This is a genomic window from Mesorhizobium sp. M0030 (assembly GCF_040323695.1).
GTDB lineage: Bacteria > Pseudomonadota > Alphaproteobacteria > Rhizobiales > Rhizobiaceae > Mesorhizobium.
This window is the reverse complement of record NZ_JAMYVE010000001.1, coordinates 652,566-666,565: the sequence shown is the minus strand read 5'-3', so window position 1 is coordinate 666,565 and position 14,000 is coordinate 652,566. Positions and strand designations below refer to the sequence as shown.

General features: G+C 62.9%; 12 protein-coding genes and 1 tRNA gene. 1 reads left to right on the top strand and 12 read right to left on the bottom strand.

What is annotated here, in order from left to right:
* Positions 1 to 514: 514 nt before the first annotated feature.
* The 12 genes from NKJ80_RS03110 to NKJ80_RS03055 all read right to left on the bottom strand — a co-directional run bounded on the left by NKJ80_RS03110 (position 515) and on the right by NKJ80_RS03055 (position 11,931).
* Positions 515 to 1,426: an ABC transporter permease gene (locus NKJ80_RS03110; protein ID WP_023734807.1), complete on the bottom strand. Its 912-nt coding sequence runs from the start codon at positions 1,424 to 1,426 to the stop codon at positions 515 to 517.
* The gene (locus NKJ80_RS03105; protein ID WP_023734808.1) at positions 1,423 to 2,523 is read right to left on the bottom strand and encodes an ABC transporter permease; all 1,101 of its coding nucleotides are present in this window, start codon (positions 2,521 to 2,523) and stop codon (positions 1,423 to 1,425) included. The genes NKJ80_RS03110 and NKJ80_RS03105 overlap by 4 nt, the downstream gene beginning before the upstream one ends.
* On the bottom strand, positions 2,520 to 4,043 hold the full coding sequence (locus NKJ80_RS03100) for an ABC transporter ATP-binding protein (protein ID WP_023739727.1): 1,524 nt from the start codon (positions 4,041 to 4,043) through the stop codon (positions 2,520 to 2,522). Before NKJ80_RS03100 ends, NKJ80_RS03105 begins: the two co-directional genes overlap by 4 nt.
* Positions 4,044 to 4,046: 3 nt before the next feature.
* A complete protein-coding gene (locus NKJ80_RS03095; protein ID WP_196814159.1) occupies positions 4,047 to 5,144 on the bottom strand; it encodes a BMP family ABC transporter substrate-binding protein in 1,098 nt (365 codons plus the stop codon).
* A gap of 26 nt (positions 5,145 to 5,170) precedes the next feature.
* Positions 5,171 to 6,550, bottom strand: a complete 1,380-nt coding sequence (locus NKJ80_RS03090) for an amidohydrolase (protein ID WP_023700478.1) — start codon at positions 6,548 to 6,550, stop codon at positions 5,171 to 5,173.
* Position 6,551: 1 nt separating this feature from the next.
* On the bottom strand, positions 6,552 to 7,211 hold the full coding sequence (locus NKJ80_RS03085; RefSeq protein WP_023689145.1) for a glutathione S-transferase family protein: 660 nt from the start codon (positions 7,209 to 7,211) through the stop codon (positions 6,552 to 6,554).
* The gene (locus tag NKJ80_RS03080) at positions 7,208 to 8,053 is read right to left on the bottom strand and encodes an aromatic ring-hydroxylating oxygenase subunit alpha (RefSeq protein WP_023699367.1); all 846 of its coding nucleotides are present in this window, start codon (positions 8,051 to 8,053) and stop codon (positions 7,208 to 7,210) included. The genes NKJ80_RS03085 and NKJ80_RS03080 overlap by 4 nt, the downstream gene beginning before the upstream one ends.
* On the bottom strand, positions 8,050 to 8,703 hold the full coding sequence (locus tag NKJ80_RS03075; protein ID WP_023714514.1) for a Rieske 2Fe-2S domain-containing protein: 654 nt from the start codon (positions 8,701 to 8,703) through the stop codon (positions 8,050 to 8,052). Before NKJ80_RS03075 ends, NKJ80_RS03080 begins: the two co-directional genes overlap by 4 nt.
* A gap of 157 nt (positions 8,704 to 8,860) precedes the next feature.
* Positions 8,861 to 9,094, bottom strand: a complete 234-nt coding sequence (locus tag NKJ80_RS03070) for an acylphosphatase (RefSeq protein ID WP_023822906.1) — start codon at positions 9,092 to 9,094, stop codon at positions 8,861 to 8,863.
* Positions 9,095 to 9,391: 297 nt separating this feature from the next.
* A tRNA-Arg gene (locus NKJ80_RS03065) sits at positions 9,392 to 9,468 on the bottom strand.
* A 162-nt stretch (positions 9,469 to 9,630) separates the two neighbouring features.
* A complete protein-coding gene (locus NKJ80_RS03060) occupies positions 9,631 to 10,533 on the bottom strand; it encodes a DUF1003 domain-containing protein (RefSeq protein ID WP_023703727.1) in 903 nt (300 codons plus the stop codon).
* 429 nt (positions 10,534 to 10,962) lie between these two features.
* Positions 10,963 to 11,931, bottom strand: coding sequence for a D-alanyl-D-alanine carboxypeptidase family protein (locus NKJ80_RS03055; protein WP_023689149.1), 969 nt, complete (start codon positions 11,929 to 11,931; stop codon positions 10,963 to 10,965).
* Between the two features lie 249 nt (positions 11,932 to 12,180).
* Here NKJ80_RS03055 and NKJ80_RS03050 point away from each other — a divergent pair, with 249 nt between their 5' ends.
* Positions 12,181 to 13,992, top strand: coding sequence for a methyl-accepting chemotaxis protein (locus NKJ80_RS03050; protein ID WP_352497017.1), 1,812 nt, complete (start codon positions 12,181 to 12,183; stop codon positions 13,990 to 13,992).
* Positions 13,993 to 14,000 lie beyond the last annotated feature (8 nt).

Below are 14,000 nucleotides of genomic sequence, written 5' to 3'. Positions count from 1 at the left end.
CAGGTTGAACAGCATCCGTTACCAATATGATTACGCGAGTGTAGCGTTTTTAGTTTCTGCGAGAATAGGTAGTATTGGAAATCGTTGTTATGGCTGCTTGCGGCGATCGGAATATATATTTTGGAATTGGCGGAAAAAATCGAGGATTTGCGGTTAGACTCGGAACCTTAGACAGGCAGGACGAGTGCTCGCATGCGGGAATTTGCCGGGCGCATGCCTCAGGCCGTCTTGCGAAGCCGCTTCCCTAGGCTGCGGTGGAGAATGGACCCTCGAGAATGGGCTCGTGCTGGGGAAAGGGGACGACCCAAGAAACCCGCGACGATCTCCACCGATGTCGGGCGCGTTGTGCGTCACATCGTTCCGCTGCTCGCAGTCGACGGCGTCAGCGCTACCCTTGCGGGCATACCTTCGCCCCGTTTGGCGTTTCTGCCCTTTGGATCGGATGCCGATCGTCCGCTGGCGTTTCGAATCTCTTCAACTTACGCCGAGTTTCGCAAATCCACTTTCATCCCGGCTAACGTTCGAAGGGTTCGCCAAGCGAGGCGACACCGTTCAGCCTGAGCAAGCGGCGGTCCGCCGAGATGACACCGAGCACGACGATCGTAACGAGATAGGGAAGGCTGGAAAGCAGTTGCGATGGCAAGTCCAGACCGGTCGCCTGGGCGGCGAGGCTCATCAGCGAAACCGCGCCGAAGAGGCAGGCACCCAGGAAGATGCGGCCAGCGAGCCACGTACCAAAGACAACGAGTGCGATCGCGATCCAGCCACGTCCGGCAATCATACCGTCCGCCCAAAGGGGCGTGTACACCGCCGCCGCATAGGCGCCGGCAAAACCCGCCATCATGCCACCAAAAGCTATGGCCGCGACACGGATAGCGATGACCGGATAGCCGATGGCGTGGGCTGCCTTGGGATTCTCGCCGATTGCCCTCACGACAAGGCCGACTCTCGTATAGGCAAACATCGCCCAGATCGCAAACGTCACGGCAAGGGAAAGCCATACGACGACGTCCTGGACAAACAGCCTGCCGACTACCGGGATTTCCGAGAGGCCGGGAAAGACAAGTTTCGGGAGCCCCTTCACCGTCAAGCTCTCGTAGCTTTTGCCGAACAGCGCCGAAAGGCCTTGGCCGAGAATGCCGATCGCAAGGCCTGTCGCGACCTGGTTTGCCCGGAATCCGAGTGCCAGCACTGCAAAGACGAGGGACAGGACGGCGCTACCGAGGCCGGCGGCAACGAACCCCAGCAGGTGTCCACCGCCGTGGTAGACGACGATGAACGCGAGCACCGCGCCGAGGGCCATCAGGCCCTCTACGCCGAGGTTAAGAACACCGGCGCGCTCGACCACCAACTCGCCGAGTGCGGCAAGGAGAAAGGGGGTTGCCGCTGCGAGCATGCCCGAAATAATGAACTCGACGGCGTTCATGGCTGGCTCAGGTGATGGGGGCGGCGCCACTCGATGCGGTAGCGCACGAAGGCCACAGCGCCGAGATAGGCGAGCAGCAAGCTGCCTTGGAAGACGCGGACGGCGGCGATCGGCAGGTTTGCCGACACCATCGCATTGTCGCCGCCGATATAGAGGACAGCCATAAAGAGCGCGGAAAAGATGATGCCGACTGGATGCAAGCCGCCGAGATAGGCGACAATGATGGCCGCATAACCGTAGCCGGTCGAGATCGAGCGCTGCAGCTGGCCGAGCGGACCCGCGACTTCCGCCGCGCCTGCCAGTCCCGCCGCCATGCCACCGATCAGAAGCGACAGCCAAATCGCACGCCCTTCGCTGAAGCCGGCGTAACCGGCCGCGCGCGGGGCAAGGCCGCCGACCTTGAGCTTATACCCCATGAAGCTTCGCTGCATGAAAACCCAGGCCACCAGCGAGAGCGCAAGTGTGATGAGCAGCGAGACGTTGACGCGGGTACCGGTGATCAGGGTCGGCACCATCGCGTCGTTCTGAAACATGACGGATTGTGGGAAATTGAAGCCGGCCGGGTCCTTCCATGGGCCGAGCAGCAGGTAGTTGAGGACTTGCGCCGCAACGAGGCTCAGCATCAAGGAGACCAGGATCTCGTTCGCATTGAGCCTGACGCGCCAGAAGGCGGTGATAGATGCCCAAAGTGCACCGCCGAGGGCACCGAGAAGCAGCATCAGCGGCCAGATCCACTGCCCGGTCGCCTGCGGAAACCAGACGGGGATCGCCGAGGCGAAAATAGCGCCCAGGATAAACTGGCCCTCCGCGCCGATGTTGAACACTTTTGCGCGGAAACCGATCGCCAGCCCCTGAGCAATGAGGAGAAGGGGCCCCGCCTTCAGCAGCACCTCCGCAAACGATGCCCAGGAGAGGAACGGCTCGAGAAGCATCGCGTACAGGACGGCCGCCGGATCTCGGCCTATCAGCACATAAAGGCCCAGATTGAGGATGATCGCCATGCCAAGCGCGACAGCCGGGGCCAGCATGGCCGCGACGAGCGAGGCATGCTCCCGGCGGACGAGCGCGGGGAGGAACGGCGCGGCCCAAACGCTCATGCAGGAACCTTCTCTGGCGAGGCATGTGCTCCGATCATGTATCTGCCGATGTCTTCGGGGCGCGTGTCCCGCGTGACCAGAGGCGGACTCAGCATTCCATGATGGAGCACCTGGATGAAATCGCAGAGTTCGAAAAGTTCCTCGAGTTCCTCGGAAATTACGAGGATCGCCACGCCCAGGTTGCGCAACGCGATGAGCCGCCTTCTGATGGCGGATGCAGCGCCAATGTCTACACCCCAGGTCGGCTGCGCCACGAAAAGCAGTTTTGGCGACAGCATCATCTCGCGACCGACGATGAATTTCTGCAAGTTGCCGCCGGACAGCGAGCCCGCTTCGGCATCCGGGCCGGAGGCGCGGACGTCGTACCGACGGATGCATTCGCTGGTGAAAGCCGTCGCTCCGGCGCTGTTGATGAGGCCGCGCCTCACGAGATCGAAAGGATGGGCGGTAAGAACGGTGTTGAGCACGAGCGACATTTCAGGGACCGCGCCGCGTCCCAGCCGGTCTTCGGGCACGAAGGCGAAGCCAAATCTCCTGCGCGCGGCCGCATCGAGTGTGCCTACGTCGCGGCCCATCATGTAGATCCGGTCGCGTTGTTCCTTCAGCAGCATCGCTTCGCCCGAGATGAGCGCGGCAAGCTCGCCTTGGCCATTGCCCGATATTCCGGCTATGCCAAGGATCTCGCCTGATCGTACCGTGAGGCTGATGCCGGAGAGCGGCGTGGCAAAGGGGTCGTCCGGCGTGTAGTCCATGTCGATTATTTCCAGCCGCTTCTCCCCCTCGGGCATGGCCAACGCGGGCATCACCTCGGGCATGTCGCGGCCGATCATCATCCGGGCGAGGTCGTGCGCATCATAGTCGCGCGGGTCGACGGTGCCGATAACGCGCCCTCCACGCAAGACCGTCGCCTGGTCACAGATCGTGCGAATTTCCTCCAGTTTGTGGGAGATGAACAGGATGGACACGCCGCGGTCGCGAAGGCGCCTGAGCGTGTCGAACAGCTTCTTCACCGCCTGCGGCGGCAAGACCGAGGTCGGCTCGTCGAGAATGAGCAGCTTCGGGTCCGTCATCAGGCAGCGGATGATCTCCACCCGCTGCCGTTCGCCGACCGAGAGCGCGTGCACATCGGCGAGAGGATCCACTTCAAGGCCGAAATCCTGGCCGAGGCTGCGGATGCGCCCCGCCAGCTCCGCCTTGCCGCCGGGGACGACGAGCTGGATGTTCTCGACGACAGTCAGCGTCTCGAACAGCGAGAAATGCTGAAAGACCATGCCGATGCCCCTGCGCCGTGCCTCAGCCGGCGAGGCAAGGCGCAGATGCTCTCCGTTCCAGACGACGGTGCCTTCGTCCGGCTGTTCAACGCCATAGATGAGCTTCATCAGCGTCGATTTGCCCGCCCCATTCTCCCCGAGGATCGCATGGATCGATTGGGGCGCCACGTCCAGATCGATGGCTTGGTTGGCCCGGATCTGGCCGTAGCTCTTCGAGATGCCGCGGAGCGACAGAAGGGGCGGGGTCATGACTTACTTCGGCAGTGGTGTGGTGACACCCTTGACGTGCCAGTCCATCGCGACGATCTCGGGATCCGCTATCGTCGCACCGGCGGCGGCGGCTTCGCTGCCGTCGGCCTTGGTGATTGGACCTGTGAAGGGCGAGAAGCTGCCGTCGGCGATCTTCGCCGCCACTTCCTTGATCTTCGTCATCGTGTCGGCTGGGATATCTGAGTTCCAGTCCACGACCTCCACCACCTTTTCGGCGACGCCGAGGAAGGTGTTGGCGCCCTTGAAAGTTCCGGCGAGATGGGCATCCACGGAAGCCTTGAAGAAGGGCGACCAGTCTGTCGCGATGCAGCCGAGATATTTCTTCGGTGCATATTTCTTCATCGACGAATTGAGGTTGAACGCGTAGACGCCAGCCTCCTCGCAGGCCGAGATCACGGAGGGTGTGTCCTGCGCGTTCGAGAAGATCACGTCGCAGTTCTGTGCCATCAGCGCCTTGGCGGCTTCCTGTTCCTTGGCCGGGTCGAACCAGGAGTTCACCCAGACGACCGATACCTCGATATCGGGATTTACGGTCTGTGCGCCGAGCGTAAATGCGTTGATCGAGGTGATCAGCTCCGGAATGGCGAAGGCCGAGACGGAGCCGACCTTGCCGGTCTTGGAAAGAGCTGCGGCGGCTATGCCGAGCAGGTAAGTGCCCTGGAAATACTTCGCCGCGAAGGGCGAGAAATTCGGCGCGGTCTGGAAGCCGGAGGCATGCAGCACGGTGACCGCAGGATCGCGGCGGGCGATCTGTAATGCACCATTCTGGTAGCCGAATGAGCCGGCGATCAGGAACTTGTTACCGTCGGCGACGGTCTTGTTCATGATCCGGTCGGCGTCCGGCCCTTCGGCGATGTTCTCGATGACGGTGATCTTCACCTTGTCGCCGTATGCGGCCTTGACCGGCTCGAGGCCGGCGGCGAGCGCATGGCCCCAGCCGACATCGCCGACCGGCGACGGGAGCACGAGCGTGATACCGAGCGGCTCGTCGGCCGCAAAGGCGGGACGGCTGCCAAGCGCGCCGGCAAGCCCTGTCGCGGCAAGGCCCTTCATCAGAGTTCTGCGGGTCAGATAGTTCAGCATGTCAGTTCCCCTGTCTTAAGTTGTTAGAATTCCACCGCGGCAAAGGCGGCTTCCGCGTCCGCAGCAAGCCGGGCCTCGTTCAGCCCGGTAAACGCACCCTTCTCCCAGACGATGCGGCCGTTGATCATGGTCATGTCGGTGGGCATGCCGATACCGACCTTGGCGATCAGGCTCAATGGATCGTGGCGCGTGCCGACATAATCCATGCGGCGCGTGTCGATCGCGAAGAGGTCGGCGCCCATGCCGGGCGACAGTCGGCCGATGTCATTGCGGCCCAGAAGCGCGGCCCCGCCCGTTGTCGCATAGCCGAGGAAATCGACCGGCGCAGGCACGGGATGAGCGCGCGTCGAGGCCGCCAGGCATTGCAGCATGTAGGCGGAATGGATGCAGTGCATGAGGTTGGAGTTGTCGTTCGAGGCAGCACCGTCGCAGCCGAGACCGACGCGCAGGCCAAAGGCGGACATGGCGGGAATATCAGTCACCTCCGCACCCACCAGATAGACCGGCTCCGGGCAATGCGAGACACCGGTGCCGCTCGCCGCCATCAGCCGCAGTTCGTCATGCGTCAGCTCCCAGCAATGGGCATAGAAAGTGTCTCGGCCGGCAAATCCGAGGTCCTCGAGATAGTCCACCGTACGCATGCCATGGCGGGCCTCGATGATCGGGCTTTCGCCCTCGCCGACATGGGTGTGCATCCGCACCCCGCGATCACGCGCCAGCGAAACCGATTCCACGAAGGTCTCGCGGTAGCAGTTGACCGGCTGGCAGGGAGCGACCACGACCTGACGCATGCTGAAGGGACTGGTGTCGTGATAAGTGTCGATGAGGCGTGCGCAGTCGGCAATGAATTCGTCCGTGGTCTCCAGCATCTCGTCTGGAATGGTCGAGCCTTCCGATTTTGGCAGCGTGTTGCCGCCGCGGCCGGCATGGAAACGCATGCCGAGAAGATCGGCCGCTTCGAACTGCCGGTCGATGAGCCGTTTTCCGGCATGGCGCGGAAAATTGTACTGGTGGTCGAAGGCCGTCGTGCAACCGTGCTTTATCATCTCTGCCATCGCCGTGATCGAGGCGTGGTAGAAACAATCCTCGTTGAGCCGGGAGAAGATCGGATAGATCCGGTCGAGCCATTCGATGACCGACAGCTTCGTCCAGTCGAGTTCGGCACGGTTGCGCACAAAGCACTGAAAGAAGTGATGGTGCGTGTTGACGAGGCCGGGATAGACGAACCAGCCGTCGGCGTCCTGCACGATAGTACCGGCCGGCAACTCGCTTCTGTGCAGGCCTTGCCCGATTGCCTCGATCTGCGGGCCATTCGTCAGCACATCGACATTGCGCCGGACGCTCGGACCCCTGCCCTCGTCGGTGATGACCGCTGCGCAATTCTTCAGGAGATAGCCGGTCACCTCACGCCTCGTCCAGCATGGGTCGCGGTTCGGGCTTCAACTCGTGCAGCCGGTGGATACCGGGCATCTCGATGAAATTGTCGAGGCTGCGGAGCGCTCGCGACCAGAGCCGGATCGTGGGATACGAATCGAGGGAAACGCCGCCGTCGGGCGCGAGCGCGACATAGGGAAAGCAAGCAATGTCGGCAATCGTCGGCCGGTCGGAAGCGAGAAACCGGTCGCCACGCATTTTTTGTTCGAAGAGGCCGGCTTCCAGCTCACGTAGTGCCGCTATGCCATTGGCCTGAAGCGCACCGATGTCACCGGGGCGCAGCAGCATCTCATGCAGGCGCGCGCCGCCGAGGTTGGCGGTCAGCCTGTGCGAGAAGGAAAGCCATTGCTGGATGCGCGCCGTCTCCTCGGGGGCGCCGCTGCCGAGCCAGGCCGGTGCTGCCTTCGCGGCGAGATAGCCAAGCATGGCGGAAGACTCGGTCAGGATCAGGTCGCCGTCTTCAAGGATCGGGATGGAGCCTCCCGGATTAAGCGCCATAAGCTCGGGGCCACGATGCTCGGCGCCGGGATGGAAGTCGACCGGGCGGATTTCGAGCTTCACCCCTGACAGCGTCGCCATCAGGCGCACCTTGTAGCAACTTGGGGAGAGGATGTAGTCGTAAAGCTTCACTGTGCCACCAATTGCGCGCCGTAGGTATAATTGTGGCGCTTCAGCCAGCGGCGATAGGCGACCGAGGTCAGGTCGGCGCGCGTCGGGATTTCCATGCCGGGATCGAGCGGCAGAAGACGCGGGATCTGGTTTTCGAGGATCGAGCGGTCCTGCAGGAAAATCGTCTGCTGGAAATGGATGAGGTCGGTCTGTGGCGTCTCGTCATCAAAAAGCGCCATCCACGGCCAGACGTCGCAGAGATCCTCGGCAAGCGGCTGGACGAATAGCGCAATCACATCCCATTCGCCCGGGCGCGGCGGGCAGGTCTTGTAGAGGACTGAGCAGGTCGGAGCCGGCACGCGGTACATGTATTCCGTCGTGATACCTCCGCTCGCGGATTTCGCCGCCTGCGGCTGGTAGAACTTCACCTGGGTCGCCCAGACCTCATCCTCTTCCTCGCGGATATCGACCTTGTAGTTTTCGACCTCGGTATGTGGCTCCGAGCCGAGGATGTCGGTATGGACGAAGGGGAAGTGTGCGATGTCGAGGAAGTTCTCGACGGCGCGGAGCGGCGAGCAGCGCACCCGCACCACGCCGACATCGACGAAGCGGCGCCCGGGCTGGTCTGCCTCGGGAATCGGAAAGACCGGTTTCTTCGGTTCGCCGAGCGACGACCAGATATGGCCATAGCGCACCGAAACCGGCAGCACGCGCCCGTTTTCGCCTGTCACTTTCGCCGCGCCATTGGCGTCGAGCGCAACCTTGATCCGCTCGTCCATCAGGGTGGTCTCGCGCCCATAGCGGTCGAGCCGGCTGAAAAGCCCGACCGGATACCATTCGTCGCGCATCGCATCGTCGATCATGGCACAGCCCCTTTCGCCTCGATCCCTTCGGCCATGCGCCGAAGGCTCTCGGCGGCTCGCGAGGCGGCGATGCGCTCGGACGCATCGCAATCGGCTGGAACAAGGACGTGGATCAGCGTCTCGCCGGCTTCCCGCGGGATAGGCAGCAGGCGAATTGCCGGCGCGCCGGGTGCCTGCCAGACGTATCCTTCAACGGTGGCCTTCGTACCGGCAGCGACCGAGAGCGCCGAATGTCCGGCACGGGCCGTCAATGAACGGAGCGGCACGTAACCCTCAAAAAGGGGTGGGTTGCCATCAGGCTCTCCATCAGCGACCCAGATGATCCCGCCGGCCTCTTCGACCAACCGGGTCGCAACGCGAATCGTCTCCGGCGGCGTGAGGCTGGGATGGGCAGGAATGCGCAGGCACTGACCGGCCTGCGAATAGGTCCAGCCGTGATAGATGCAGGAGAGCGCCTCGCCGCGCACGAAGCCATGGGAGAGGCGCATGCCGCGATGCGGACAGCGATCCGCCGATGCCGCCAAGCGCCCCGATTGGCTTCGCCAGAGGGCAATGGGACCGGCGGGCGTCCGCGCCGGCATTACCTGTCCTGTTGGCAGATCCTGGGTAAGGGCGACCGGCACCCAGGTGTCCGTCTTGTCGGACAGCATGACCTTACTTTCCGTACTGATACTACTGTTTCCCGACCAGAGAGATGCCGGCGCAAGGAGTTGGCGAACCGCTCGATGCGGCTGACGTATGCATAATTATTTCGCAATTGCAATATTGATTAAATTAAGTGCAAACGGAGGGTAACCACACGCAAAGCTATATGTTTTTTTGCTCGACAGGCGCGCGGTCGACCGTCTCGACCCAGACTTCAATGGGCCCAAGCGAACATCCCATCTCCATCATGTCGATCAGTTCCGCCGCACCGGCAATATCGAGTTCGATGCGATCGGTGCTTGCATGAGCGATGTGGTGCGCGAGACCGAGCTTGGCCGCATGGCGCATGATCCAGGGCAGGAAGGACGCGGGTTCGAGGTGGCCGCGAATGGTCATCCGCTCATGCAAGCGGTGTTGACTTTGCTTCATCACGAACGGAACGCGCGCCTTGGTGTCATGGTCGGCAGCATAGCGTCTGACTGAACGGGCGGAAGTGGTAATCGACGCGCCATGACGCCGAATATGGACTGATCGCCCATGCCTACACCGGGCACTCATGCATGTCGCCCAGAAGTGAGCCGCGGTTCTGGGACAACGACATGCATTAAAACAAAGACTTCAAGCGGGTCGCATGGATCCGTTCAGCGTGACGCGCTTTAGGGTTATCTGAGCTATTGTAATACATGGGTAGATTGGCGCACCCGACAGGATTCGAACCTGTGACCTCTGCCTTCGGAGGGCAGCGCTCTATCCAGCTGAGCTACGGGTGCCTTCAAGGAACCTGAAAACGAACCAGCCGATAGGCCGGCCAGCCACGGCTTCTTAGCGGAAGCCGGCGCGGGCTTCAACGGGCAATTGGCGTGGCGATATTTTCGAAGCCACGTCGCGCGGCTCGGCAACTTCGCGTCCGCCTTGCAGCCTCAGCCCGGGACTCACCCCGCCACCTCCACCTTCGCCACCCGCCTGCGCACCCTGCGCGGCGCCCGCTTCGCCTTCTTCGCGCCGGTCAGTTCGTGCATCGCATCCAGCTGCATCTGCTGCATTTCGGCCAGCCGCGTCCATTGGCGCGAGATCAGATAGTCGAGCTTTTCGTGCAAATGGCGCACTTCCAGCTCGGCTTTCAGGTTCACCCGGTAGTCGTTGAACGAGCGCAGGCGGTCCTTGGCCTCCGTCCGTCTCTGGCTCATCATGATGATCGGCGCCTGGATGGCGGCGATACAGGAGAGCAGCAGGTTGAGCAGGATGAAGGGGTAGGGGTCGAAGGCGCTGCTCACGCCCGCGATCAAATTGATGCCGATCCACACCGCAAGCACGCTGCCGAACGAGATCAGGAACCACCAGCTGCCGCCGAAAGCCGCCATGTTGTCGGAGACGCGGTCGGCGAACGAGCGGTGCTCCTCGAACTCCTCTTCCGAGTTTTCCGAAATCGTGTCCTGCCTGGCGATCGATTCGACCACCTGGCGGTCGAGCTCGGAGAATTCGCCATGCTCCTGCTGCAGCAGCTCCTCCATGTAGCGCATGCGGTAACGGCCGAGCTCCTCCCGGCTGATGCGGGCGCCGCGCGGCAGGTCGGGATGATCGGAGCGGATGCGGTCGGCCAGGCTCGGCCTGAGGTCGTCGATGCGCACCAGGTCACGCTTGCGAAACTTTCTACCTGATATCGCCGACGGTTTTCGCTTCGGCTTCAGGCGGCCATGGGGTTCGGAGTCCGGCACATCGGGCGCTTCCAGCGCCTCGTCGGCAACCAGTTCGGCGTCGTGGGCGGGCGGCGCCTCGAAATACTCGCCGCCGCTGTCGTTTTCATTGTCGGCCTGTTCGGATGGTTTTGGGCTCATGATGCCGGCTCCTGCTGTCGCGCCCACGATACGCCAAGGCGAGGCGGCATAGCCACTGTGGCGGTGAAGATTGGGGGCTTGTGCATGCTTGTGATGAATGCCTGCTGCAATTGCCTGTGGCAGCGCAGCCCCCCGGGGCCTCGCTCGCCTGCTGCTCGGCAACCAGACCGCCGAAGTGCTGTTGCCGACGGAGGTCGCGCCTGCTGCAGAGTTAAGATGAGGCAGCGATCCTTCACGACCCCCCTCTGTCCTGCCGGACATCTCCCCCTCAAGGGGGGAGATCAGATGTCGCCATGGCTTCGCCAAACACGAAAAAGAGGCGAGACGCCGAAGCTGCTAATCTCCCCACTTGAGGGGGAGATGGCCGGCAGGCCAGAGGGGGGTGCTGTCCCGCCGGCGTTTCAGAGTTCCTCCACCCAACGACGGGTTCTATTGCGGCGGTAAACCAGGCAACTGCGACCCCTGCGCCGGCAAACCAGGCGGCGGCAGGCCGGGCGACGCGGCCGGCTGATCTCCCGCAAACATCAGCCGCGTCTTCGTATCGGCCATGGCGGGCGACAGACTGCGCTGGATCAGCGCTTCGACATGGTCGTTGCGCTGCCTAGCGCTGTCGGCGCCCATCACCACCACGATCAGATGCCGGCCGTCGGCATTGTAGGACGTGACGATATTGTAACCGGATGCCCTGATATAGCCGGTCTTGATGCCGTCGACGCCGCGCACCCGGCCGAGCATGTCGTTGTGGCCGCGCACCAGCCGGCCGCGGAACATGAAGTCGCTTTCGGAGAAATAGTGGAACTGCTGCGGGAAGCGGGCGCGCAGCGCCATCCCCAGCGTCGCCATGTCGCGCGCCGATGTGTGCTGGCCATCGTCGGGCAGGCCGGAGGCATTGCGGAAGACGGTGCTGCTCATGCCGATCTGGCGCGCCTTGGACGTCATCATGGCGGCGAACTGGTCCTCCGAGCCGCCGAGATATTCGCCCACCGCCACCGCCACGTCATTGGCCGACTTGACCACGATCGCCCGGATCGCCGAATCGACATCGATGCTCTCGCCGCGCTTGAAGCGCAATTTGGTCGGCGGCTGCCGGGCGGCATTGTCGGAGACCGGAATCTGCGTTTCCTTCGAAACGCGGCCGGACTCCAGCGCCTCGAACAGCAGGTACAGCGTCATCATCTTGGTCAGCGACGCCGGATAGCGTTGCGCCCTCGAACTGACTTCGAACAGCGTCTTGCCACTGCCGGCATCGACGACGATGGCCGCATATTTCTCCTGCGGCGCCGGCACCGCCAGCACGCTGTCGGGCGGTGCGGTGGTGCTGCAGCCGGCCACGAAGACAAGCAGCAGGAGGGCTGCGAGAAATTTCTGGGCGGGGGAGGGGAAATGGAAATTTGGCAAGTCAAGTCCGGCGTTGCTGAGAGGGCCGGAACCTAGCCTAACCCATTTTGTTCGTCCATTTGGTTAACGGCGGAGCTGCCGATGACGCTGCCAATCTCCCCCGCAAGGGGGGAGATCAGATGTCGCTTCGGCTCCGCCAACCATCGGCGCTGAAACGGCAACCTCCCGAAATCGCCTGCTTCCTGTCCTGTTTTGCCTGCGGGGTCGCGGTGCTGCTATAGAGGCGGCAATTGCTTGGGGGATTTGACAATGACCGGTGACATCGGCGCGGCTGCGCCATCTCTTATCAGGGCTTCGCTCAGCCGCACCGGCAAATGGGCCGGCAGCGTCGCTTTCATCGGCGGCGCCGCATCCGACATCCTCAATCCGCTGGCGCCGTTCGCCGCCTATATCGCGCTGGTCGCTTCGGTTGCCGCCGCCGTCATCGCCATTGCCATCGTTCTGCGGCTGGTGCTGGCCGCCAAGGCGCTGCCGGCGCTGATCTTTGCCACCAGCGCTGCCGCCGTCGCCGGCGGCGTCTATGGCCTGCAGCAGCAGTCCAATTCGCAGAACGGTGTGATCGCCGGCCTGGTGCCGGCCGTCGCCCAGTTGCAGCAGCAGATGGGCATCGTCTCGGCCAGGGTGGCCAGGATCGAGCAAACGGTAACCGAGACGAAGCTGGCGGTCGACCAGGTCAAGCAATCGACTGACGCGGTGGCGAAGAAGACCGAGGAAATTGCGTCGACCCAGCAGCAGCAGGCTGAGCAGGGCGCGCAGACGCAAAAGTCGGTAGAGGCGGTCAAGCAGACGACCGAAACGCTCGCTGCCGGCCAGCAGAAACAGGCCGAGCAGGCGGATAAGCTTCAGGCGACCACCGAGCAGATCGCCGCCTCGATCGACACCATCGCCAAGGGCTTTGCCGCATTGGCCGCGCAGGGCGGGACGATCGCCGAGCCGAAGCGGCCGGACGAATTCTATCACAATGCCCGCGTCTACGAGCTTTCCGGCGACATGCTGAATGCGCGGCGCTCCTATCTCGCTTTCGCCGGTTTCGACGTCGACGCCGTCGATCCCTACACACGCTTCGCCACCCTGCTGCGCGTGCAGGACGGCAAGGCCGGCGCCCGCGAAGTGTTCGGCGCCCTGGCCGACAAGGCCAAGGCGCTGTCGATCAAGCTGGTCCATATCCTGCAGTTCGACGATGCCCAGCGTCTCGACAAGCTCAACGCCTTCATCGCCGCCAATCCGGATTTCGCACCGGCCTATTACCTGCTCGCGCAGGAGTTTTCCGAGGATCGCCTCGGCGTCCAGTCGCTGTCCGACAAGCGCAGCGAGGCCGAGGCGCTGACCAGGTTCGTCTCCTATGAAAAGGAAGGCGGGCTGCTCAAATATTTCGTCGACCAGACGCAGCTCGCCGACTGGCTCGACCGCAGCCGTACCCGCCTGACGGCGCTTGGCGACGTGCTCGACCCAGCACGCTTTGCCCCGACGCTGACGCCGATGCGCTCCAATGCCGGCTGGACGATCTCCATCTCGCTGCCCGAGGCCGCGACCGGCATTTCCTGGCGCATGGGTGTGTCAGGTCCGTTCACCGACACCGGGCTGATGGCGATGAACGACCAGCGCACCGGCAAGCCGATGCCCAATCCGAGCTTCGAATTGCCCGACAGCACCACGGCCACCACCATCGGGGTCAAGTATCTCGATCTCAGGGGCCGCGAGACCGGGCCGTTCAACATAAGTTTCGATCCGGACGCAGCGCTGCAACAGGGCAACAAACAGATCCTCGACCAGTTCTGGACGTCGTGGATCGCCTTCGACGCCAGCGGCAATCATGGCCTGGTCTATTTCTCCCAGATGCTGTCGTTCCGCTGCGGCATCAAGGAGGTGCGCTACAGCCTGAACGGCACGGCGCTCGACAGGGAGATCAAGCTGCCGCCTTGCGACAAGAAGGACCCGTACGCCATTCCTTATGACTACCAGCCTTACTTCAAGGTCGCCGACAACGTGACGTCGATGGCGGTGCAGGTCACCTACACCGACGGCACCAAGTCGCCGGTGCGCGAGTATAAGCGGCAGTAGGCGCCCAC

What these genes read in the sequence shown, in the direction of transcription:
- NKJ80_RS03060 (WP_023703727.1), bottom strand. Translation starts at nt 10,533, where the DNA reads ATGAGCCCAAAACCATCCGAACAGGCCGACAATGAAAACGACAGCGGC.
- NKJ80_RS03110 (WP_023734807.1), bottom strand. Translation starts at nt 1,426, where the DNA reads ATGAACGCCGTCGAGTTCATTATTTCGGGCATGCTCGCAGCGGCAACC.
- NKJ80_RS03075 (WP_023714514.1), bottom strand. Translation starts at nt 8,703, where the DNA reads ATGCTGTCCGACAAGACGGACACCTGGGTGCCGGTCGCCCTTACCCAG.
- NKJ80_RS03050 (WP_352497017.1), top strand. Translation starts at nt 12,181, where the DNA reads ATGACCGGTGACATCGGCGCGGCTGCGCCATCTCTTATCAGGGCTTCG.
- NKJ80_RS03105 (WP_023734808.1), bottom strand. Translation starts at nt 2,523, where the DNA reads ATGAGCGTTTGGGCCGCGCCGTTCCTCCCCGCGCTCGTCCGCCGGGAG.
- NKJ80_RS03080 (WP_023699367.1), bottom strand. Translation starts at nt 8,053, where the DNA reads ATGATCGACGATGCGATGCGCGACGAATGGTATCCGGTCGGGCTTTTC.
- NKJ80_RS03100 (WP_023739727.1), bottom strand. Translation starts at nt 4,043, where the DNA reads ATGACCCCGCCCCTTCTGTCGCTCCGCGGCATCTCGAAGAGCTACGGC.
- NKJ80_RS03070 (WP_023822906.1), bottom strand. Translation starts at nt 9,094, where the DNA reads ATGACCATTCGCGGCCACCTCGAACCCGCGTCCTTCCTGCCCTGGATC.